Annotated in this window: 17 protein-coding genes; 11 read left to right on the top strand and 6 right to left on the bottom strand. The window is 70.3% G+C overall.

The genetic code is table 11. The features are described from left to right. Positions 1 to 475: 475 nt before the first annotated feature. Together ACFWPS_RS39985 and ACFWPS_RS39980 are read left to right on the top strand one after the other, a co-directional pair. On the top strand, positions 476 to 2,032 hold the full coding sequence (locus tag ACFWPS_RS39985) for an RNA polymerase sigma factor (RefSeq protein WP_383715037.1): 1,557 nt from the start codon (positions 476 to 478) through the stop codon (positions 2,030 to 2,032). 122 nt (positions 2,033 to 2,154) lie between these two features. Further along, on the top strand, positions 2,155 to 3,021 hold the full coding sequence (locus tag ACFWPS_RS39980) for a serine protease (RefSeq protein WP_383715035.1): 867 nt from the start codon (positions 2,155 to 2,157) through the stop codon (positions 3,019 to 3,021). 99 nt (positions 3,022 to 3,120) lie between these two features. On the opposite strand, the gene ACFWPS_RS39975 is transcribed toward ACFWPS_RS39980, so the two are convergent. After that, a complete protein-coding gene (locus ACFWPS_RS39975; protein WP_383715032.1) occupies positions 3,121 to 3,351 on the bottom strand; it encodes a hypothetical protein in 231 nt (76 codons plus the stop codon). A gap of 440 nt (positions 3,352 to 3,791) precedes the next feature. Between ACFWPS_RS39975 and ACFWPS_RS39970 the strand changes: the two genes are divergently transcribed. The 6 genes from ACFWPS_RS39970 to ACFWPS_RS39945 all read left to right on the top strand — a co-directional run bounded on the left by ACFWPS_RS39970 (position 3,792) and on the right by ACFWPS_RS39945 (position 11,307). Beyond that, positions 3,792 to 5,915, top strand: coding sequence for a type IIA DNA topoisomerase subunit B (locus tag ACFWPS_RS39970; RefSeq protein WP_383715029.1), 2,124 nt, complete (start codon positions 3,792 to 3,794; stop codon positions 5,913 to 5,915). An 820-nt stretch (positions 5,916 to 6,735) separates the two neighbouring features. Continuing rightward, positions 6,736 to 7,269 carry a DUF1453 domain-containing protein gene (locus ACFWPS_RS39965; RefSeq protein ID WP_383715026.1) on the top strand — a complete coding sequence of 178 codons (534 nt, stop codon included), beginning with the start codon at positions 6,736 to 6,738 and terminating at the stop codon, positions 7,267 to 7,269. Next, the gene (locus tag ACFWPS_RS39960; RefSeq protein ID WP_383715023.1) at positions 7,266 to 8,417 is read left to right on the top strand and encodes a sensor histidine kinase; all 1,152 of its coding nucleotides are present in this window, start codon (positions 7,266 to 7,268) and stop codon (positions 8,415 to 8,417) included. Before ACFWPS_RS39965 ends, ACFWPS_RS39960 begins: the two co-directional genes overlap by 4 nt. Beyond that, a complete protein-coding gene (locus ACFWPS_RS39955) occupies positions 8,414 to 9,091 on the top strand; it encodes a response regulator (RefSeq protein WP_383715020.1) in 678 nt (225 codons plus the stop codon). The genes ACFWPS_RS39960 and ACFWPS_RS39955 overlap by 4 nt, the downstream gene beginning before the upstream one ends. Before the next feature lie 69 nt (positions 9,092 to 9,160). After that, complete coding sequence (locus ACFWPS_RS39950) at positions 9,161 to 9,718, top strand: DUF485 domain-containing protein (RefSeq protein WP_383715017.1); 558 nt, start codon at positions 9,161 to 9,163, stop codon at positions 9,716 to 9,718. Further along, positions 9,715 to 11,307, top strand: a complete 1,593-nt coding sequence (locus ACFWPS_RS39945; RefSeq protein ID WP_383715015.1) for a cation acetate symporter — start codon at positions 9,715 to 9,717, stop codon at positions 11,305 to 11,307. The genes ACFWPS_RS39950 and ACFWPS_RS39945 overlap by 4 nt, the downstream gene beginning before the upstream one ends. A gap of 15 nt (positions 11,308 to 11,322) precedes the next feature. Here the strand turns inward: ACFWPS_RS39945 and ACFWPS_RS39940 are convergent, their stop codons facing one another. Then, positions 11,323 to 12,015: a response regulator gene (locus ACFWPS_RS39940; RefSeq protein WP_189262350.1), complete on the bottom strand. Its 693-nt coding sequence runs from the start codon at positions 12,013 to 12,015 to the stop codon at positions 11,323 to 11,325. Positions 12,016 to 12,173: 158 nt separating this feature from the next. Between ACFWPS_RS39940 and ACFWPS_RS39935 the strand changes: the two genes are divergently transcribed. The 3 genes from ACFWPS_RS39935 (at position 12,174) to ACFWPS_RS39925 (ending at position 14,950) form a co-directional block, all read left to right on the top strand. Continuing rightward, positions 12,174 to 12,989 (top strand): ABC transporter ATP-binding protein, encoded by an 816-nt coding sequence (locus ACFWPS_RS39935; RefSeq protein ID WP_383715012.1) that lies wholly within the window; start codon positions 12,174 to 12,176, stop codon positions 12,987 to 12,989. Next, complete coding sequence (locus ACFWPS_RS39930; RefSeq protein ID WP_383715010.1) at positions 12,979 to 13,845, top strand: ABC transporter permease; 867 nt, start codon at positions 12,979 to 12,981, stop codon at positions 13,843 to 13,845. Before ACFWPS_RS39935 ends, ACFWPS_RS39930 begins: the two co-directional genes overlap by 11 nt. A 61-nt stretch (positions 13,846 to 13,906) precedes the next feature. Further along, positions 13,907 to 14,950, top strand: a complete 1,044-nt coding sequence (locus ACFWPS_RS39925; RefSeq protein ID WP_383715007.1) for an ABC transporter substrate-binding protein — start codon at positions 13,907 to 13,909, stop codon at positions 14,948 to 14,950. A gap of 6 nt (positions 14,951 to 14,956) precedes the next feature. Here ACFWPS_RS39925 and ACFWPS_RS39920 read toward each other — a convergent pair whose 3' ends face one another. The 4 genes from ACFWPS_RS39920 to ACFWPS_RS39905 all read right to left on the bottom strand — a co-directional run bounded on the left by ACFWPS_RS39920 (position 14,957) and on the right by ACFWPS_RS39905 (position 19,705). Then, entirely contained in the window at positions 14,957 to 15,637 is a 681-nt protein-coding gene (locus tag ACFWPS_RS39920) for a response regulator (RefSeq protein ID WP_217552989.1), read from the bottom strand. After that, a complete protein-coding gene (locus tag ACFWPS_RS39915; RefSeq protein ID WP_383715004.1) occupies positions 15,634 to 17,295 on the bottom strand; it encodes an ATP-binding protein in 1,662 nt (553 codons plus the stop codon). Before ACFWPS_RS39915 ends, ACFWPS_RS39920 begins: the two co-directional genes overlap by 4 nt. Before the next feature lie 128 nt (positions 17,296 to 17,423). Continuing rightward, positions 17,424 to 18,368: a sucrase ferredoxin gene (locus ACFWPS_RS39910; RefSeq protein WP_383715002.1), complete on the bottom strand. Its 945-nt coding sequence runs from the start codon at positions 18,366 to 18,368 to the stop codon at positions 17,424 to 17,426. A gap of 83 nt (positions 18,369 to 18,451) precedes the next feature. Next, the gene (locus ACFWPS_RS39905) at positions 18,452 to 19,705 is read right to left on the bottom strand and encodes a citrate/2-methylcitrate synthase (RefSeq protein WP_383714999.1); all 1,254 of its coding nucleotides are present in this window, start codon (positions 19,703 to 19,705) and stop codon (positions 18,452 to 18,454) included. Between the last annotated feature and the right edge of the window lie 77 nt (positions 19,706 to 19,782).

The raw sequence follows: 19,782 nt of genomic DNA, 5'->3' as shown, positions 1-19,782 counted from the left end.
GGCGCGGGGGGGCGGGGCGCGTGCTCCGGGGGCGGGCCGCCGGGGGCCCCCGCGGTCGCCCGGGGGGCCGGGGGGGGCCCCGGCGGCGCGGTGGGTCCGGCGCGGTGCGCGGTGACCGGCCGTACGACGGGGTCCGCAGCGGTCGTACGATCGGCGCCGCGGCTGCCGTGTGGCGGGCTCCGTGGCGGTCCGAACGGCCCGAAGAGATCATCAACGGCAACCTCTGCCCGTATCTGACCATTTTTGAGCGCTTACGGGATGTGACTCGGGCCACGTAGATTGGGCGTAACGCTCTTGCGAACAACGCGATGACCTAAGAGGTGACAGCCGCGGAGGGAATACGGACGCCATTCATGGCGCTGTGAATCTTCCCGGCCCCCGCCCGCGCCGTCGGCCCATCCCCAAGCCGGCGGTCGGCTCCAGTCCGTCCCGGACGGGGCCGGAAGCCGTTTTCCAACGTTCCGAGAGGTTGTTCGTGTCGGCCAGCACATCCCGTACGCTCCCGCCGGAGATCGCCGAGTCCGTCTCTGTCATGGCTCTCATTGAGCGGGGAAAGGCTGATGGGCAGATCGCCGGCGACGATGTGCGTCGGGCCTTCGAAGCTGACCAGATTCCGGCCACTCAGTGGAAGAACGTACTGCGCAGCCTCAACCAGATCCTTGAGGAAGAGGGTGTGACGCTGATGGTCAGTGCCGCGGAGCCCAAGCGCACCCGTAAGAGCGTCGCAGCGAAGAGTCCGGCCAAGCGCACCGCCACCAAGACGGTCGCGGCGAAGACGGTGACCACCAGGAAGGCCACCGCCACGGCCGCCCCGGCCGTGGCTCCCGCAGCCGTCGCCGACGATCCGGCCGAGGAGGCGGCGCCCGTGAAGAAGGCCGTTGCCAAGAAGGCCGCCCCCATCGCCAAGAAGACGGCCGCGAAGAAGACCGCGACCGCCGCCGCCAAGAAGACGGTGGCCAAGAAGACCGCCGCCAAGAAGGACGACGTCGAGATTCTCGAGGATGAGGCTCTCGAGGAGGTCAAGGCGGGCGCAGAGGAGCCCGAGGGCACCGAGAGCGCGGGCTTCGTCCTGTCCGACGAGGACGAGGACGACGCGCCGGCGCAGCAGGTCGCCGCGGCCGGTGCCACCGCCGACCCGGTCAAGGACTACCTCAAGCAGATCGGCAAGGTCCCCCTGCTAAACGCCGAGCAGGAGGTCGAGCTCGCCAAGCGCATCGAGGCCGGTCTGTTCGCCGAGGACAAGCTGGCCAACGCCGACAAGCTCGCCCCGAAGCTCAAGCGCGAGCTGGAGATCATCGCCGAGGACGGCCGCCGCGCCAAGAACCACCTCCTGGAGGCCAACCTCCGTCTGGTGGTCTCCCTGGCCAAGCGCTACACCGGCCGCGGCATGCTCTTCCTGGACCTCATCCAGGAGGGCAACCTCGGTCTGATCCGCGCGGTCGAGAAGTTCGACTACACCAAGGGCTACAAGTTCTCCACGTACGCCACCTGGTGGATCCGTCAGGCGATCACCCGCGCCATGGCCGACCAGGCCCGCACCATCCGTATCCCGGTGCACATGGTCGAGGTCATCAACAAGCTCGCGCGCGTGCAGCGCCAGATGCTCCAGGACCTGGGCCGCGAGCCCACCCCGGAGGAGCTGGCCAAGGAACTCGACATGACCCCGGAGAAGGTCATCGAGGTCCAGAAGTACGGCCGTGAGCCCATCTCCCTGCACACCCCTCTGGGTGAGGACGGCGACAGCGAGTTCGGTGACCTCATCGAGGACTCCGAGGCCGTCGTCCCCGCCGACGCCGTCAGCTTCACGCTGCTCCAGGAGCAGCTGCACTCGGTGCTGGACACCCTGTCCGAGCGCGAGGCCGGCGTCGTGTCCATGCGGTTCGGTCTCACCGACGGTCAGCCGAAGACCCTCGACGAGATCGGCAAGGTCTACGGCGTCACGCGTGAGCGCATCCGCCAGATCGAGTCCAAGACCATGTCGAAGCTGCGTCACCCGTCGCGTTCCCAGGTGCTGCGCGACTACCTCGACTAGGTCGCGGTCGTACGACGTCGAAGGCCCGGTCCCCTCGCGGGGGAGCCGGGCCTTCGGGCTGCGGGTCGCGGTGCGCTGGATGACTCTGGGTGTCCTGGTACCACCCAGAGTGAGGAGCGTGCATGCGCCGTCCTGTTGCCCCGGTCCTGATCCGGCCGCTGATCCTGGCGGCCGTCGCCACGGCCATACCGCTGGCTACCGTGCCTCCCGCCGCCGCCGACAGTGTGGTGGTCGGTGGCTTCCCCGTCGACGTCTCCCAGACCCCGTGGACGGTCGCGCTGTCCAGCCGTGACCGGTTCGGGGGTACGCGGGCCGGTCAGTTCTGCGGCGGAGTGGCGATCGGCCGGACCACGGTGCTGACCGCGGCCCACTGCCTGGCCGACGAGGTCGTCGGCGGGCCGTCCGACCCGGTCCGTGACCTCAAGGTCATCGCGGGCCGTACGGATCTGCTCGCTGCGCGGGGCAAGGAGATCCCCGTCACCGCCGCCCGCGTCAATCCGGGCTACGACCCTGACGCCAACACCGGTGACTTCGCCGTCCTCACCCTTGCCGAGCCCCTGCCCGGCGCCGCGGTCATCGCGATGGCCCCTCGGGGGGACACCGCCTACAGCCCCGGCACCAGCGCCCTGGTCTCGGGGTGGGGTGACATCACGGGCGGCGGCGACTACTCGCGCCGGTTGTACGCGGCACGGCTCCATGTGCTGCCCGACGAGACGTGCGAGCGGGCCTATCCCGGCGGCGCCGACGGCACCTACCGGGCGGACTCGATGGTGTGTGCGGGCGAGACCCGGGGCGGCCCGGACGCCTGCCAGGGCGACAGCGGAGGACCGCTGGTCGCCGGCGGGAAGCTGATCGGGCTCGTGTCGTGGGGGAGCGGCTGCGGGCGCCCGGGGAATCCCGGCGTCTACACGCGCGTCTCGGAGGTCGTACGGGCGCTGGGCCCCGGCGGTGCCCTCAGTGGCTCACGCCGGCCTCACACGCCCTCCTGACGGCCTCTGCGCGGCTACCACGAGGGCGGCCGCTCCCCTGGGGGAGCGGCCGCCCTTCACCGGCCTGTGCCGGAGCTGGCTCGTCGTGGGTGCGAGAGGTCAGCGCTCATCTTCCGAGGCGATGGTAGGAACGGAGGTCAGCCGCTCCGTCTCGTCCTGTATCTCAGCGGCGATCTTCTTGAGTTCCGGCTCGAACTTGCGACCGTGGTGGGCGCAGAAGAGCAGTTCTCCGCCGCTGAGCAGCACGACGCGCAGGTATGCCTGGGCGCCGCAGCGGTCGCAGCGATCGGCGGCCGTCAGGTGGCTCGCGGGGGTCAGAACAGTAGTCACGTCGCCTCTTCTCTAGCTCGACGAGCTGTCGTACCAGGGTCAACATCCAACCAGCCCGAAAACGTTCCCGCTCGGGGCTTCTCCTCGAAAAAAATCTTTCGAGGTGGCCGTCTGCTGCCGGTTGGCGGCGAATGTGCCGTATTGCGGTTCTTGAGTGCTTACGGGTTCGCGCGGTTCATCGGTCTCATCCTCCCGGCCGGGTTGCCGGTTGTTTGTGAGGACGTGCCCGGAGCCTAAATGGTTCATGCCTCGAAGGGAACGTGATATGTACTTCACTCCATCGAGGGATCGAACACGTATACGACCTTGGACTAGGGTGAGTTCACGACGAGGGTGGCGTTACAACGGCTCTACCAGGCCTCGGTACCCTCTGAGCGGCGACCGAAGCCGACCCCTTACCCAAAAGGGGCTCCATTGAAATTCAGCGAGGAGCGAACCGCGTGACCGCCGATACGTCCGTGCCGTCCACTGCGCTGCTGGCAGGAGCAGACCGGGACGGCTCCAACTACACCGCGCGGCACCTGCTCGTCCTTGAGGGCCTCGAAGCCGTGCGCAAGCGCCCCGGCATGTACATCGGCTCGACCGACAGCCGCGGCCTGATGCACTGCCTGTGGGAGATCATCGACAACGCCGTCGACGAGGCCCTCGGCGGCTACTGCGACCACATCGATGTCATCCTCCACGACGACGGCTCTGTCGAGGTCCGGGACAACGGCCGCGGCATTCCCGTGGACGTCGAGCCCAAGACCGGTCTGTCCGGCGTCGAGGTCGTCATGACCAAGCTGCACGCCGGCGGCAAGTTCGGCGGTGGCTCCTACGCCGCCTCCGGCGGTCTGCACGGCGTCGGTGCCTCCGTGGTCAACGCGCTCTCCGCACGTCTCGACGTCGAGGTCGACCGCGGCGGCAGTGTGCACGCCATCAGCTTCCGCCGTGGCGTGCCGGGGGCCTTCACCGGCGTCGGCCCGGACGGCAAGTTCGAGGCCGGGAGCGGGCTGCGCAAGACCAAGAGGGTGCCCAAGACCCGCACCGGCACGCGCGTGCGCTACTGGGCCGACCGCCAGATCTTCCTCAAGGACGCCAAGCTCTCCCTGGACACGCTCCACCAGCGTGCGCGCCAGACCGCGTTCCTGGTGCCCGGCCTGACCATCGTCGTCCGGGACGAGTACGGCCTCGGCGAGGGCGGCAGCAAGGGCGAGGAGTCGTTCCGTTTCGACGGGGGCATCAGTGAGTTCTGCGAGTACCTGGCCACCGACAAGCCGGTCTGCGACGTCCTCCGCTTCTCCGGTCAGGGCACCTTCAAGGAGACCGTCCCGGTCCTGGACGAACACGGCCAGATGACGCCCACCGAGGTCACCCGCGAACTCGGCGTCGACGTGGCGCTGCGCTGGGGCACCGGTTACGACCAGAACCTCAGGTCGTTCGTCAACATCATCGCCACGCCCAAGGGCGGCACCCACGTGGCCGGCTTCGAGCAGGCCATCCGCGAGACCCTCAACGAGGCGTTGCGCGCCAAGAAGCTGCTGCGCGTCGCCGAGGACGACATCGTCAAGGACGACGCCCTGGAGGGCCTCACCGCCGTCGTCACCGTCCGGCTCGCCGAGCCGCAGTTCGAGGGTCAGACCAAGGAGGTCCTCGGTACCTCGGCGGCCCGCCGGATCGTGAACAGCGTGATCTCCAGGGAACTGAAGGCGTTCCTCACCTCCACCAAGCGTGACGCCGCCGCCCAGGCCCGCGTGGTCATGGAGAAGGTGGTCGCCGCCGCGCGGACCCGTATCGCCGCCCGCCAGCACAAGGACGCGCAGCGCCGCAAGACGGCCCTGGAGTCCTCGTCCCTGCCCGCAAAGCTCGCCGACTGCCGCAGCGACGACGTCGAGCGCAGCGAACTGTTCATCGTCGAGGGCGACTCCGCGCTCGGTACGGCGAAGCTCGCCCGGAACTCCGAGTTCCAGGCGCTGCTGCCGATCCGCGGCAAGATCCTCAACGTCCAGCGGTCCTCGGTGACGGACATGCTGAAGAACGCCGAGTGCGGGGCGATCATCCAGGTAATAGGGGCGGGCTCCGGCCGCACCTTCGACATCGACGCCGCCCGCTACGGCAAGATCATCATGATGACCGACGCCGACGTCGACGGTTCCCACATCCGCTGCCTGCTGCTGACGCTGTTCCAGCGCTACATGCGGCCCATGGTCGAGGCCGGCCGGGTCTTCGCCGCGGTGCCGCCCTTGCACCGCATCGAGATCGTGCAGCCCAAGAAGGGCCAGGACAAGTACGTGTACACGTACTCGGACCGCGAGCTGCGCGACAAGCTCATGGAGTTCCAGAGCAAGGGCGTCCGGTACAAGGACTCCATCCAGCGCTACAAGGGTCTCGGCGAGATGGATGCCGACCAGCTGGCCGAGACGACGATGGACCCGCGCCACCGCACCCTGCGCCGCATCAACCTCTCCGACCTCGATGCGGCCGAACAGGTCTTCGACCTTCTGATGGGCAACGACGTGGCTCCTCGCAAGGAGTTCATCTCCAGCTCGGCGGCGACGCTGGATCGGTCGCGGATCGACGCGTAGCCGCTGCGTCGGGCTTCGGCCGAAGGAGCAGTGGGCAGGCCGGGGCGGGGTAGGCCGGGCGGCGGCGCGCTGTGCGCTGCCCGGCCGGGGGTTTCGTCAAGCAAACCCGCGGGCTGCCCCGCCAGGCGCCGACCGGCCGTTCACGCGCGGCGCCGGCCGCTTGTCCTGCGGGGTGTCGACTGCCCGTTTCGCGGGGTGATGGGCCGCGTCTTGCGGGGGTGTCGACCGGGTCGTTTCGTGATGGGGTCTGTTCGGCCGTGCAGCGGAGTGTCTGCCGGTTGTCCGGAGGTGCCGACCGGTCGCTTTCGCGAACTGCCCGTCGGCTCTGCCGTGAGCTGCCTTCAGGCTGTGCTGCTGCAGGGTGCCTGCCGGCATTTCTGCGCGATGCCAACCTGGCCGTTCTGCGAGATTCCCACCGCCTGCCCCTCCGAGGCCCGTCGGCTCATCCGAGGCCCGTCGGTCTACCCGAAGCCCGTCGGCCCGCCCGAGGTCTGTCGCTCTGCCCGAGACCTGTCGCTCTGCCCGAGACTCGTCGGTCTACCCGAGGCCCCTCGGTCCGTCCGAGGTCTGTCGGTCCGTCCGAGGTCTGTCGGTCTGCCCGAGGTCCGGCGCACTTGAGGTCCGTCGGCGCACCTGAGGATCTCGGCCGACCATGCACAGCCCCCGGCTGATTCTCCACCCGGGGGTGGAGAGACTCCGCTCGCTGGAATCCACCCGTGATCCACCCCCGCTCCGATCTGCTGACCTGCGCATTTCCGTAGCGTCGAAGGCGTCGGCAGCTCCCGCTCCCGGCACCACCTTCCCGCTCACGGAGGCTCTGATGTCCGGGCTCGTCAACGCGTTGCTGATCGTGGCCGTCGTCGTCGTGGTGATCGCGCGCCAGTTCCGCGCCCGCCCGATCAGCACAGGACGGCGCTGGTGGCTGCTGCCCGTGATCCTCGCGGTCGTCGCGCTGCGCGAACCCGGCATACTCGACGCCCATCACCGCACCGGGTCCGCCCTGCTGCTCGCCACCGAGGTACTGGTGGGACTGGGGATGGGCGCCGGCTGGGCCTGGACGACCCGGGTGTGGACGGAAGCCGACGGTGTCGTCTGGACCAAGAGCACCAAGGCCAGCGCGGCCGTCTGGTTCGCCGGCATAGCCGTGCGTGTCGGTCTCTACGCCCTCGGAGCCGTCATCGGCGTCCACCAGGACAGCTCGGCCCTGATGCTCGGCCTGGCGGTCACCCTGCTGGTCCGCTCCGGCATCCTCGTCTGGCGTGCGCAGATGCTCCCCTCCGCCGCGTCCTCGAGCGGCTCCACCCGGGCGTACGGTGACGACATGGCCCGGGTCACCAGGAAGGAAGGCGTGTGACGGAGAACGCCTGGACACGCTGGCCCTCGCGAGAAGCGCTGAGCCGTGAGGGGCTCTCCCGGCCCCGGCGCTCCCTCGCCTGGGGCGTGCGACTGCTGGTCCTCGCCCTGCTGCTGTGGAGTGCCTTCAACCAGTCGCACGTCCACGGCTGGGGCGTGGCCGCGGCCATGGCGGGGGTTGTCGTGACCGCCGTGGTCTCCTGGGGATTCTTCCGGACCACCTACGCCCACCGGCTGGTGCCCTCCCTGGCGCTGATCACTGTCCTCCTGGCCATCGCGGTCGTGGCGGAGACCACCGGCTTCCGGGGCCCGGCCCTCGTGATCTGGTGCGGCTGCGGCATCTCCGCCCTGGAGCGGTTGCCGGTCGCGATCGCCCTTCCCGTCGCGTCCGTGGGCCTGGCCTCGTACTCCGCGTTCAACAACGACGTGTGGCTGACCACCGCGGCCACCGTCGTCGGAATGGCTCTCGCCGGCTATGTCATGAGGCTCGACGCCGAGGCCCGGGGCAGCGCCCACCGGCTGCTTGCCCAGGAGCGCGCCGCGAGAGCAGCCGAGGCCGAGTCGGCGGCGCTGGCGGAGCGGGCCAGGATCGCGCGGGAGATCCACGACGTGCTGGCCCACAGCCTCTCCGCCCAGATGGTGCACCTGGAGGCCGCGCGGCTGCTGATCGAGCGCGGAGCCGACCGGGAGCAGATCCTTGAACGGGTGGTGGCCGCCAGGGGAATGGCCCGCGCCGGGCTCGCCGAGACCCGCCAGGCCCTGTCCGCCCTGCGTGGTGAGCTCACCCCGCTGGAGGACTTCCTGACCGAACTCGTCGGCTCGACCGACGGCGCCGAGGTCACCGTCACGGGGGAACGCAGATCCCTGCCCGCGGAGGCGTCGCAGACCGTACGGCGCGTCGCCCAGGAGGCGTTGACGAACGTCCGCAAGCATGCCCACGGCGCCAAGGTCCATGTGCGGCTGGACTACAGCGAGCACGAAGTGACGCTGAACGTACGCGATTCGGGCGGTCGTCCCGGCGAACTCACCGGCGCCGGCAGCGGGTACGGTCTGCTGGGCATGCGGGAGCGGGCCGAGCTGCTGGGCGGGTCGCTGGAGGCGGGACGTGATGACGAGGGGTTCGAGGTGAGGTTGAGGGTGCCCATATGACGGAGGGGGAGAAGAAGCCCGCGCGGGTCGTGGTCGCGGACGACCAGACAGTGGTCAGGGAGGGCATCGTGATGCTCCTCGGGCTGCTGCCGGGCGTGGAGGTGGTCGGAGCGGCGGGCGACGGGGAGGAGGCGGTCCGGCTGGTCGCCGAACTCTCCCCGGACGTGGTGCTGATGGACCTGAGGATGCCGCGCTGCGACGGCGTGGAGGCGACCCGACGGATCCGGTCGGAGTACCCCGGGACCCAGGTCGTGGTGCTTACCACGTTCGCGGACGACGAGTCGCTGTTCCCGGCGCTGAGAGCCGGCGCCCGTGGCTACCTGACCAAGGACGCGGGCGGCGACGAGATCGTGCGAGCCGTGGAGAGCGTGCTGTCGGGGGACGCGGGGCTGTCGCCGAGCATCCAGCGGCGGCTGCTGGAGCGGCTGTCGCAGGCCGAGCCGGTGCCGGTGGCCACCGAGGCGCCGGACGGGCTGACCGCGCGGGAGACCGAGGTGCTGGTGCTGATCGCCGAGGGGTTCACCAACCAGGAGATCGCCCGGAAGCTGCACGTCTCCACCGCGACCGTGAAGACACACATCAACAACCTGTTCGCGAAGACAGGTCTCAAGGACCGGGCCCAGGCGGTGCGTTACGCCTACGGGAAGGGATTGGTGCGGCCACCAGCGGATTGAGTCACCTGATGGGGTGAAGAGCCAGGGGAAGAAGAGTCAGGGATCTTCCCGATCTGTCCATCCTTGGGCATGCAGTCAAGCAACGGGCGTCACCGCGACGTCGGGGGCGGCTCCGAGAGTTCGGCCGGGCGGCACGAGGACCAGGGCGAGTACGGCACGGCCTCCCGAGAAGTCAGGCACGAGGACCCCTGGTACGACGCACTGGCCTCCGGGTGGGGCGAGCTGGACGGCGCCGGGGGGCCGGTTCCCGCCGTGCCGGGGTCGCGCACGGGGCAGGAAGAGGCGGCTGTTCGCGCCCGTGACGTGTATCTGGAGGTGCAGCGCAGCGCGGCCTTCCAGGAGGTGCGCAGCCGCTACCGGAGATTCGTGGTGCCGGGGGTCGCCGTCTTCCTCACCTGGTACGTGGGGTACGTGGTAACCGCCACGACGGCGCCCGGGCTGATGGCGCGGCCCGTCGCCGGAGCGGTGAACGTGGCGATGGTCGCGGGGCTCGGACAGTTCCTCACCACGTTCCTGCTCACCTGGGCCTACGCCCGGCACGCGCGGTTGCGCAGGGACCGCGCCGCGCTGGAGCTGCGCTGGGACACCCAGGAGCTGACCCGGGGCGCCCGGGGTGGTGCGTCATGACGGGCCATCATCAGACGCTGGCGCTGCTGCTGTTCAGCGCGTTCGTCGCCGTGACGCTCGGGATCACCACGTGGGTGAGCAGGAAGCGGCACGGTTCGGCGGAGGAGTTCTACGCCGGCGGGCGGCTCTTCTCGCCGATGGAGAATGGTTTTGCCATCGCGGGCGACTACATGTCGGCGGCCTCCTTCCTCGGCGTGACCGGGCTGATCGCGCTGTTCGGCTACGACGGGCTGCTTTATGTGGTCGGCTTCCTGGTGGCGTGGCTGGTCGTGCTGTACCTGGTGGCCGAACTGGTGCGGAACTGCGGGCGGTTCACGCTGGCCGACGTGATCGCGGCGCGGATGAGCGAGCGGCCGGTGCGGATCGCGGTGGGCACGTCCTCGGTCACCGTGTCCGTTCTCTATTTGGTGGCGCAAATGGTGGGGGCGGGCAGCCTGGTCGCGCTGCTGCTCGGGCGGACCAGCGAGGCGGCGCAGGCGTGGACGGTCATCGGGGTCGGCGCGCTGATGGTGATCTACGTGTCGTTGGGAGGGATGCGGGCCACCACCTGGATCCAGATCGTGAAGGCGGTCCTGTTGCTGAGCGGGACGGTGGCGATGACCGTGCTGGTGCTGCTGCGCTTCCACGGCGACATCGACCGGCTGCTGCTCACGGCCGCCGAGCGCAGTGGGCACGGGAAGGCGTTCCTGGCGCCGGGGCTCAAGTACGGCGGGAGCTGGAGCGCGCGGATGGACTTCATCAGCCTGGGGGTGGCGCTGGTGCTGGGCACGGCGGGTCTGCCGCACATCCTGTCCCGCTTCTACACGGTGCCGACCGCGCGGGCGGCACGGCGGTCGGCGGTCTGGTCGATCGGGCTGATCGGGAGCTTCTACCTGATGACGATCGTGCTCGGTTTCGGGGCGGCGGCGGTGGTCGGACCGGATGCGGTGCGGGCGTCGAACGCGTCGGGGAACACGGCGGTTCCACTGCTGGCGCTCGACCTGGGCGGCGGCTCGGGCTCCACAGGCGGAACGGTTCTGTTCGCGATCGTCGCCGCCGTCGCCTTCGCGACGATCCTCGCCGTGGTCGCCGGGATCACCCTCGCCTCCTCGGCATCGGTCGCCCACGACCTCTACGCCACCCTGCGCAGGCCGCATGCCAAGCACCGCAGCGAGGTCGCGGTGGCGCGCACGGCGGCGGTCGGTATCGGTGTCGTGGCGATCGCTCTCGGCCTGCTGGCCCGTGACATGAACGTCGCCTTCCTGGTGGGGCTCGCCTTCGCGGTGGCCGCCTCGGCGAACCTGCCGGTGCTGCTGTACTCCCTGTTCTGGCGGAACTTCACGACGCGCGGCGCGGTGTGGGCCGTATACGGCGGGCTCGTGCCCGCGCTGGCGCTGGTCGTGCTGTCCCCGGTGGTGTCCGGGAGTCCGGGCGCGCTGTTCCCGGGAGTGGACTTCCAGTACTTCCCGTTGCAGAACCCGGGGATCGTCTCGGTTCCGCTCGGCTTCCTGGCCGGCTGGCTCGGCACGGTCACCTCGGACGAGGTCCCGGACGAGGCCAGGCACGCGGAGACGGAGGTGCGGTCGCTGACAGGGGCGGGGGCCGTCTAGAGCGCCCCGAAACGGCTACGGCGCGACCCAGGCGTAGCGGTGCTCCGGGCGGCCCGTGTCGCCGTACTTCAGGGAGAGGCTGAGGCGGCCGGCCTGTTCCAGGTGGCGGAGGTAGCGCTGGGCCGTGGAGCGGCTCAGGCCGGTCTCGGCGGCGACCTCGTGGGCGGAGAGCGGGTGGTCGGCGCGGTGCAGGACGCCGCAGATGAGGTCCGTCGTGGGCTCGGACTGGCCGCTGGGCAGGCCGGGCGCGGACGGTGCCGGTGAGGTGCGCAGGGCGCCGAAGATCCGGTCGACCTGCTCCTGGCCCGTCAGGCCCCGGCCGCCGACCCGGTCGACCGTACGGCGCAGGGCCGCGTAGGAGTCCAGGCGGGTGCGCAGGGCGGCGAAGGTGAAGGGTTTGACCAGGTAGTGCAGGGCGCCCAGGCGCATCGCCTTCTGGACGGTGGTCACATCACTGGCCGCCGTGATCATGATGACGTCGGTGCCGTGGCCCTGCTCCCGCATCTGGTGGACGAGTTCGAGGCCGGTCCGGTCCGGCAGGTAGTGGTCCAGCAGGACCAGGTCGATGGTGCCGCGGTTCACGGCGGCCAGGGCCTGGGCGGCGCTGTGCGCGCGGGCGGCCACCCGGAAGCCGGGAACCTTCCCCACGTACTTGGCGTTTATCTCAGCGACGCGGAAGTCGTCATCGACCACCAGGACGTCAATCATCAGGCCTCTCCTTCAAGGCCGGCGAGCGTTAAGCCCGTGTTTCGGCTCCGCAGTTGTAGCGCGAGCAAAAAGAGCACAACAGATGCTTGCGAGCAAAAGAACGGCTTGCGCCCAGAAGACTGCTGTCGTGGTCCGGGTCACACCTACCGTCCCGGCCCATGAGCGCAGACACCAGCCCCGCCATCGAGCTACGGGGCGCTAGCAAGATCTTCAAGACCCCGTCGGGGGGTCTGCACACGGCTGTCCGCGACCTCGACCTCACCGTGGGGCGTGGTGAGTTCGTGGCCGTCGTAGGGCCGACGGGTTGTGGCAAGTCCACCACGCTGACCCTGGTCAGCGGGCTGGAGGAGCCCAGCGAGGGCGAGGTGCTGGTGGCCGGTGAGCCGGTCTCCGGCGTCGGCGACAAGGTCGGCTTCGTCTTCCAGCAGGACGCCACCTTTCCCTGGCGGACCGTGCTGTCCAACGTGATGGCCGGCCCCCGCTTCCGGGGCGTGCCCAAGGCGGAGGCCAGGGAGAAGGCCCGTGCCTGGCTGGCCAAGGTCGGTCTCGCCGCCTTCGAGGACCGTTATCCGCATCAGCTCTCCGGCGGTCAGCGCAAGCGCGTGGCGCTCGCCGCGACCTTCGTCAACGACCCGGAGATCCTGCTCATGGACGAGCCGTTCTCCGCGCTCGACGTGCAGACCCGGGCCCTGATGTCGGACGAACTCCTTGAGCTGTGGGAGGGCACGGGCGCCTCGGTCGTCTTCGTCACCCACGACCTGGAGGAGTCCATCGCGCTGGCCGACAAGGTCGTCGTCATGACCGCCGGGCCCGCGACCGTGAAGCAGGTCTTCGAGATCGACCTGCCCCGCCCCCGCAAGGTCGAGTCGGTGCGTCTGGAGCCGCGGTTCATCGAGATCTACCGCGAGATCTGGGAGTCCCTCGGCGAAGAGGTCCGCATCACCCGCGAGAGGGGTGCCGCCAATGTCGCCTGAGACGCTCAGCACACCGGTCGTCGACACGGTCAAGGCCGGCCCGGACCGCGCCCGGTCGCGGGCCCAGGCCGCCCGCAGACGCAAGGCGATCGTGTTCGCCGTGCGCGTCCTGCTCCTGGTGGCCGTCCTCGGCCTGTGGGAGGTCCTGTCCCGGGCCAAGGTCATCGATCCGTTCAACTTCTCGATGCCGTCGAAGATCTGGGACCAGATCTGGACCTGGGTGACCCACGGCACCGCGCTCGGCCCCCTGGGCGAGCAGATCTGGTACACGCTCTACGAGGCGTTGCTCGGCTGGGTCATCGGTGTCATCGCCGGTGTGGTCTTCGGCATCGCCCTCGGGCGGATCGCCTTCCTCGCCGATGTCCTTGGCCCATACATCAAGGTGCTCAACTCGATCCCCAGGATCGTGCTCGCCCCGATCTTCGTGATCTGGTTCGGGCTCGGTGCGTCCTCCAAGGTCGCCTCGGCCGTCGTGTTGGTGTTCTTCCCGGTGTTCTTCAACGCCTTCCAGGGCGCTCGTGAGGTCGACCGCAACCTGGTCGCCAACGCCCGGATCCTCGGCGCGAGCGACCGCAGGGTGACCCTTCAGGTCGTCATCCCGTCGGCCACCTCGTGGATCTTCACCAGCCTCCACGTCAGCTTCGGCTTCGCCCTGATCGGCGCCATCGTCGGCGAGTACATCGGCGCCACCAAGGGCATCGGCCTGCTCGTCGCGCAGTCGCAGGGCACCTTCAACGCGGCCGGTGTGTACGCCGCGATGGTCATCCTCGCCGTCGTCGCGCTCGCCGCCGAAGGACTGCTCACCTTCGCCGAGCGCCGCATCTTCCGGTGGAAGCCGTCGGACTCCGACAGCTGACCCCCCTCTCCCGCTTCCTCCGCTCCTCCCCGCACCGCCCTCTCACAAGGACGTGAACCGCATGCGCAAGTCCGCCAGATACAGCACCCTGGCCGCCGCCGGCCTGCTCGCCGTCTCCTCCCTCACCGCCTGTGCCAACGACGTGGCGAGCACGGCCTCCACCGGCTCCGGCAAGGGCACGAAGGTCAAGATCATGGTCGGCGGCCTGGACAAGGTCATCTACCTGCCCGCGATGCTCACCCAGCGGCTCGGCTACTTCGACGCCGAGGGCCTCAACGTGGAACTGCTGACCGAGCCGGCCGGCGTCCAGGCCGAGACGGCGCTCGTCGCCGGGCAGGTCCAGGGGACGGTCGGCTTCTACGACCACACGCTGGATCTCCAGACCAAGGGCAAGGCCGTGGAGTCCGTCGTGCAGTTCTCGCGTGCGCCCGGCGAGGTGGAGATCGTCTCCACCAAGGCGGCGGGTGACATCACCTCGCCCAAGGACTTCAAGGGCAAGAAGCTCGGCATCACCAGCCTCGGCTCGTCGACCGACTTCCTCACCAAGTACCTCGCCGTGAAGAACGGGGTGAAGGTCAGCGACTTCTCGCCGGTCGCCGTCGGTGCGGGCGCGACCTTCATCTCGGCGCTCCAGCAGGGTTCCATCGACGGCGGTATGACCACCGACCCGACCGTCGCGACGATCCTGGACAAGAAGGCGGGCAAGGTCCTGCTGGACATGCGGACGCCGGAGGGCTCCCAGAAGGCGCTCGGCGGGCCGTACCCGTCGTCGAGCCTGTACATGCAGACGGACTGGGTCAACGGGCACAAGGACACCGTCCAGAAGTTGGTCAGTGCATTCGTCAAGACGCTCAAGTGGATGTCCACGCACAGCGCCGCCGAGATCGCGGCCAAGATGCCCGCCGACTACTCCCAGGGCGACAAGGCTCTCTACACGCAGTCCATCAAGAGCACGCTGCCGATGTTCACCGACGACGGGGTGATGCCCGAGAACGGCCCGGAGACCGTGGAGAAGGTGCTCAAGGCGTTCAACACGAACATCCAGAACGCAGATGTCGACCTCAGCAAGACGTACACCACGGAGTTCGTCGAGGCGGCCAAGTAACACGTCTCAGCCGCGGGTCGCCCACACGTAACGGTGTTCGGGGCGGCCCGCGTCGCCGTACTTGAGGGTCAGCCGGGCCCGTCCGGTGCGTTCCAGGAGCTTCAGATAGCGCTGGGCGGTCTGGCGGCTCACCCCCGTCCGCTCGGCGATCTCCTGGGCCGACAGCGGGCCCTCGGCACTCATCAGGGACTGGCGCACCAACTCGGCGGTGGTGGGGGAGTGCCCTTTGGGCAGCCCCGGTTCGGACGGCGCGGACAGCGCGCCGAAGATGCGGTCCACCTCGGCCTGTTCGGCCTCGCCGCCGCCGTCCAGGGTGCGCCGCAGCTGCGCGTACGCCTCCAGCTTGGCGCGCAGCCCCGCGAACGCGAACGGCTTGACCAGGTACTGCAGGGCGCCCTGGCGCATCGCCGCCTGCACGGTCGACACGTCCCGGGCCGCCGTCACCATGATCACGTCGGTCTGGTGGCCGCGCCGGCGCATCTCCTGGACCACCGCGAGGCCCGTGTCGTCGGGCAGGTAGTGGTCCATGAGGACGAGGTCGAGGCGGGGCAGGGTCTCCAACCGGTGCAGGGCCTCGGCCGCGTTGTGGGCCTCGCCGGCCACATGGAAGCCGGGCACCTTGTCGACGTAGGCGGCGTTGACCCGGGCGACCCGGGTGTCGTCGTCCACGACCAGGACCTCGATCATCGCGCCTCCTCCTCGGCCGGGGTGAGCGCCGGCTCCCGTTCCAGTTCCGGCGCGGTCAGCGCCTCGGGAAGCACGACCGTGAACTGGGCGCCCCCGCCTTCGGGTTCGCCCACGGTCGCGCTGCCGCCCTGCCGTTCGGCGAGCCGACGCACCAGGGAGAGCCCGATGCCGCGCTTGCCGTGCGTGGGCGGCTTCTTGGTGGACCAGCCGTCCGTGAAGACCAGCTCCCGCTGTGCCGCGGGGATCCCGGGCCCGGTGTCCCGCACCCTGAGGACGATCGCGCGCCCCTCCGTGCACAACTCGACCTCCACGCGCGCGTGCGGCGTTCCGGCGACCGCGTCCAGCGCGTTGTCCACCAGGTTGCCCACGACCGTGACCAGGCCCCTGGGGTCGATCAGCCGGTCCGGGAGCCAGGTGCGGTCGGACACCCACAGGGCGACTCCGCGTTCGGCCGCTACGGTGGCCTTGCCGACCAGCAGGGCGGCCAGCAGCGGGTCCTGGATCTTCTCCGTGACCTGCTCGGCGGTGACCCGGTGGTCGCCGACCACCTCGCCGACGAACTCCACGGCGTCCTCGTACATCTCCAGTTCCAGCAGCCCGAGCAGGGTGTGCATGCGGTTGGCGTGCTCGTGGTCCTGGGCGCGCAGGGCGTCGATCAGACCGCGCGTGGAGTCGAGTTCACGGCCGAGTTGCTCCAGCTCGGTGCGGTCGCGCAGGGTGGCGACGGCGCCGCCGTCGTCGGTGGGCATGCGGTTGGCGACCAGGACCCGCTGGCCGCGCACGGTGAGCAGATCGGTGCCGGTCACCCGGCCGGCCAGCACATCGGTCGTACGGCCCGTGCCGAGCGCCTCGTCGGGGGACCGGCCGACGGCCTCGTCACCGATGCCCAGAAGCCGTCTCGCCTCGTCGTTCAGCAGCCGGATACGGCCGCTGCGGTCGAGGGCGACGACGCCCTCCCGGATGCCGTGCAGCATCGCCTCGCGTTCCGAGAGCAGCGCGGAGATGTCGGAGAAGGCCAGGTCGCGGGTCTGCCGCTGGACCCTCCGGGAGATCAGCCAGGCGGCCAGCGCACCGGCCGCGAGGGCGCCGCCGGCGTAGGCGAACAGCCCGGGGATGGTGCTGAGCAGCCGCGCCCGCACGCTGTCGTAGGCGATGCCGACCGAGACCGCCCCGATGATGCGGTGCTTCGAGTCGTACAGCGGCACCTTGCCGCGTGCGGAGCGGCCCAGGGTGCCGTTGTCGATCTGCATGACCTCCTGGCCGTCCAGTGCCTCCGTGGGGTCGGTCGAGACATGGCGGCCGATCTCCGAGGGCGTGGTGTGCGACCAGCGGAATCCGCCCCGGTCCATCACCACGATGTACTCGGCGTTGGTCGCCTTCCGGATCCGCTCCGCCTCCTTCTGCACCGGTCCGTTCACGCTCGGCGCGGTGGTCAGGACGCCCTCGGCGATCTGCGGGTCCTGCGCGGTGGTCTGGGCGATCGCCAGCGCCCTGTGCATCGCCTCCTGGTCCAGCTGTTTGCTCAGGGGGGCCAGGAAGAGCCCGGTCGCGAGCACGGCGACGCCCGCCGCGATCGCCAGCTGCATCAACAGGATCTGCGAGAACACCTTCCGGGGCAGCCGGGGACGCAGACGGCGCACAGGGGGCGTGGGGCTCATACCCACGACGGTACGTGCGCGGGTACGCCGTGCTTAAGGGGGTGTGGCGTGTATCTCTTGACCAGTTCTTGAAGAAAACCGCGAAGCGCGAGAAACACGGGAAATGCGAGAAACACGGGAAACGCGTGTCAGCTCGCCAGTGCCGTCGTCGTCCGCAGCTCCCGCAGCGACACCACGTCCATCCGGGCCGGCGACCCCAGCACCGACACCCCGCAGCTCTCCGGGCGCGGCGGCAGCGAGGCGCCCTGGGTCACGCACACCCGCCAGCGGCGGCCGTCGGTGTGGGCGACGGTGACCTCCCAGCGCGGGGCCGCGCCCTCGGTCCGTACGACGCTCAGCGCGCCCGCCGCGTACTCGCCCGCCGCCTCGCGCACGGCCAGTTCGGCCGCCTGGCCGGGTCGTTCCCAGGCGGAGCAGCCGCGGCACCCCTCCAGCACCACACGGCCCTCGTCGATGCCGTGCAGGACCTCCTTGACGGCATGGGCCTCGGCACGGCCGTACGCGTAGCCGTACGGCAGGACGAGGACCGTCGGCGAGAAGCGATGACCACCCAGATGGGTGACCTCCCAGGTGCCTGCTACGCCGGACGCGGCCAGTTCGGCGGCGAGCGGGCGGCCCAGCAGGGCGCAGCAGCGGTCGCGCTTGCCGTTGGTGCAGACGAGCGCGAGCGGGCTGCCCGTGTGCGGCCGGCCGTCGAGCGCCGTGCCGAACGAACGGTGGTCGCCCGTGCCGAGCGCAGCGAAGTCGAGGCCGAGCAGCCGGCTCGGGTCGCGGGTGGTGGCGCTGTGCAGCCAGACGTTCCCGGGCACCGTGTGGGCGACGTACACCTGGCGTACGGCGGGGGTGCCGGGGTCGGCGTGGCGGCCGGGGCGGCGGATGAGCGCGATCCGCACGCCGGTCCCCTTGGCGGCGGCCTCGAGGGCGCGGCCCAGTGCGGGGTCCAGATGGCTCGAAGTGAGCGCCTTGGGACCCCACGGGCCGGGTTGTTCCAGCAGCAGCCACGTCGTCGCGGTGGCGGCGGTACCCGAAACGGGCTCGTCGAGCATCCGGGATACGGTTGCGCACCTACTCACAGAGGTGAGCCTAACCTGACTTTGCCCGGGGTGACTTCCGGCCTCGTCCGTTCGCGCCTCCGAAGGGGTTGCCGAAGAGGCTGTTACGGCAGGGGCTGCGGCGGTTTCGGGCCCACGTAGTGGCCGCTGGGACGCATGCGCAGCGGGCGTTCGCCGTACTCCTCCAGGGCGTGGGCGATCCAGCCCGCCGTCCGTGCGACGGCGAAGATCGTCTCCCCCGCGGTGGCGGGCATGCCGCAGGAGGCCGTGAACACGGCCAGCGCCAGGTCGACGTTGGCGTGCAGCGGGGCATGCCGGGCGGTCGTGGCGACGATGTCCCGGGCCGCCAGCAGGGCGGGCTCCGCGCGCGGGACCTCCTCCAGCAGCGCGAACAGCGCACGCGCGCGTGGGTCCTCGCCCTCGTAGAGGCGGTGGCCGAGGCCGGGGATACGGCGGCCCGCGCGGAGTTCGTCCGCGATCACCGTGACGGCACTGCCCTGGTCGAGGACATCGACCAGCAGCCGGTGGGCGAGGCCGCTGGAGGCGCCGTGCAGGGGGCCTTCGAGCACGCCGAGACCGGCCGACACGGCCGCGTACGCGTGTGCACGCGCGGAGGCCGCGACCCGGACCGCGAGGGTGGAGGCGGCCAGGTCGTGGTCGACGAGCAGCGCGAGCGCGGTGTCCAGGACGCGCAGCGCGGCGTCGCTGGGGTCGATGCCGGTCAGCCGGCGCCACAGCCGGTGGGCCAGCGGGCCGTCGTCGTGCCCCCGCCGACGCTGCACCGGGAGCGCGGCGACGAGCGTGGGGATCAGCACGCGCGCGGTGCCGAGGACGGACTCCTCGGACAGGTCGAAGCGCAGCGGGTCCTCGGCGGCCGCGGCGATGGTGGCGACCCGCAGCCGGTCGGTGGGCGAGGTGTGCTCGGGCAGCGCGTCGACGGTCCGGCGGGCGACCGCGACCGTGGCCTCCGGGGCGGTGAAGGTCATGCCCCGGGTCATGCGGCCCGTCCACAGCCACTCGGCCACCTCCTCGTAGGAGTGGTGCGCGGCGAGTTCCGTGGCGTCGACCCCCCGGAAGAAGTACCGGTCCTGGTCGATCAGCGTGATCCGGGTGCGCACCGACAGATCACCGCCGGAGCCCGGACTCCCGGCGGCCTCCCGCCTGTTGCGCCGGGCCAGCGACTCCACCTCCTTGGCGTCGAAGGTGCTGGCGCGGCCCCCGGGCTCGCGTCTGCTGCTGAGCTGGCCCCGGCTCACATAGGCGTACACGGTCTCGGGCTTCACGCCGAGCAGCTCGGCGGTCTCCCTGGTGCTCAGCCGCCGCACGGGACTGCCGGGAGCGGGGTGTTGATCGCGCATGGGCGTCACCGTAGCCGCTTCGGCATGGATTGACTCGATCAATGTTGACAGAGGTTGTGTTGCGCGGCGGAGAGCGG

The sequence above is a fragment of the Streptomyces sp. NPDC058457 genome (assembly GCF_042720695.1).
Taxonomy (GTDB): Bacteria; Actinomycetota; Actinomycetes; order Streptomycetales; family Streptomycetaceae; genus Streptomyces.
This window is presented reverse-complemented; position numbering and strand designations above follow the sequence as displayed.

Excerpts from the sequence above, each read along its gene's own strand:
- ACFWPS_RS39935 (WP_383715012.1), top strand. The coding sequence starts at position 12,174 with ATGAGCGCAGACACCAGCCCCGCCATCGAGCTACGGGGCGCTAGCAAG.
- ACFWPS_RS39915 (WP_383715004.1), bottom strand. The coding sequence starts at position 17,295 with ATGAGCCCCACGCCCCCTGTGCGCCGTCTGCGTCCCCGGCTGCCCCGG.
- ACFWPS_RS39925 (WP_383715007.1), top strand. The coding sequence starts at position 13,907 with ATGCGCAAGTCCGCCAGATACAGCACCCTGGCCGCCGCCGGCCTGCTC.
- ACFWPS_RS39965 (WP_383715026.1), top strand. The coding sequence starts at position 6,736 with ATGTCCGGGCTCGTCAACGCGTTGCTGATCGTGGCCGTCGTCGTCGTG.
- ACFWPS_RS39905 (WP_383714999.1), bottom strand. The coding sequence starts at position 19,705 with ATGCGCGATCAACACCCCGCTCCCGGCAGTCCCGTGCGGCGGCTGAGC.
- ACFWPS_RS39980 (WP_383715035.1), top strand. The coding sequence starts at position 2,155 with ATGCGCCGTCCTGTTGCCCCGGTCCTGATCCGGCCGCTGATCCTGGCG.
- ACFWPS_RS39950 (WP_383715017.1), top strand. The coding sequence starts at position 9,161 with ATGCAGTCAAGCAACGGGCGTCACCGCGACGTCGGGGGCGGCTCCGAG.
- ACFWPS_RS39930 (WP_383715010.1), top strand. The coding sequence starts at position 12,979 with ATGTCGCCTGAGACGCTCAGCACACCGGTCGTCGACACGGTCAAGGCC.
- ACFWPS_RS39945 (WP_383715015.1), top strand. The coding sequence starts at position 9,715 with ATGACGGGCCATCATCAGACGCTGGCGCTGCTGCTGTTCAGCGCGTTC.
- ACFWPS_RS39940 (WP_189262350.1), bottom strand. The coding sequence starts at position 12,015 with ATGATTGACGTCCTGGTGGTCGATGACGACTTCCGCGTCGCTGAGATA.
- ACFWPS_RS39920 (WP_217552989.1), bottom strand. The coding sequence starts at position 15,637 with ATGATCGAGGTCCTGGTCGTGGACGACGACACCCGGGTCGCCCGGGTC.
- ACFWPS_RS39955 (WP_383715020.1), top strand. The coding sequence starts at position 8,414 with ATGACGGAGGGGGAGAAGAAGCCCGCGCGGGTCGTGGTCGCGGACGAC.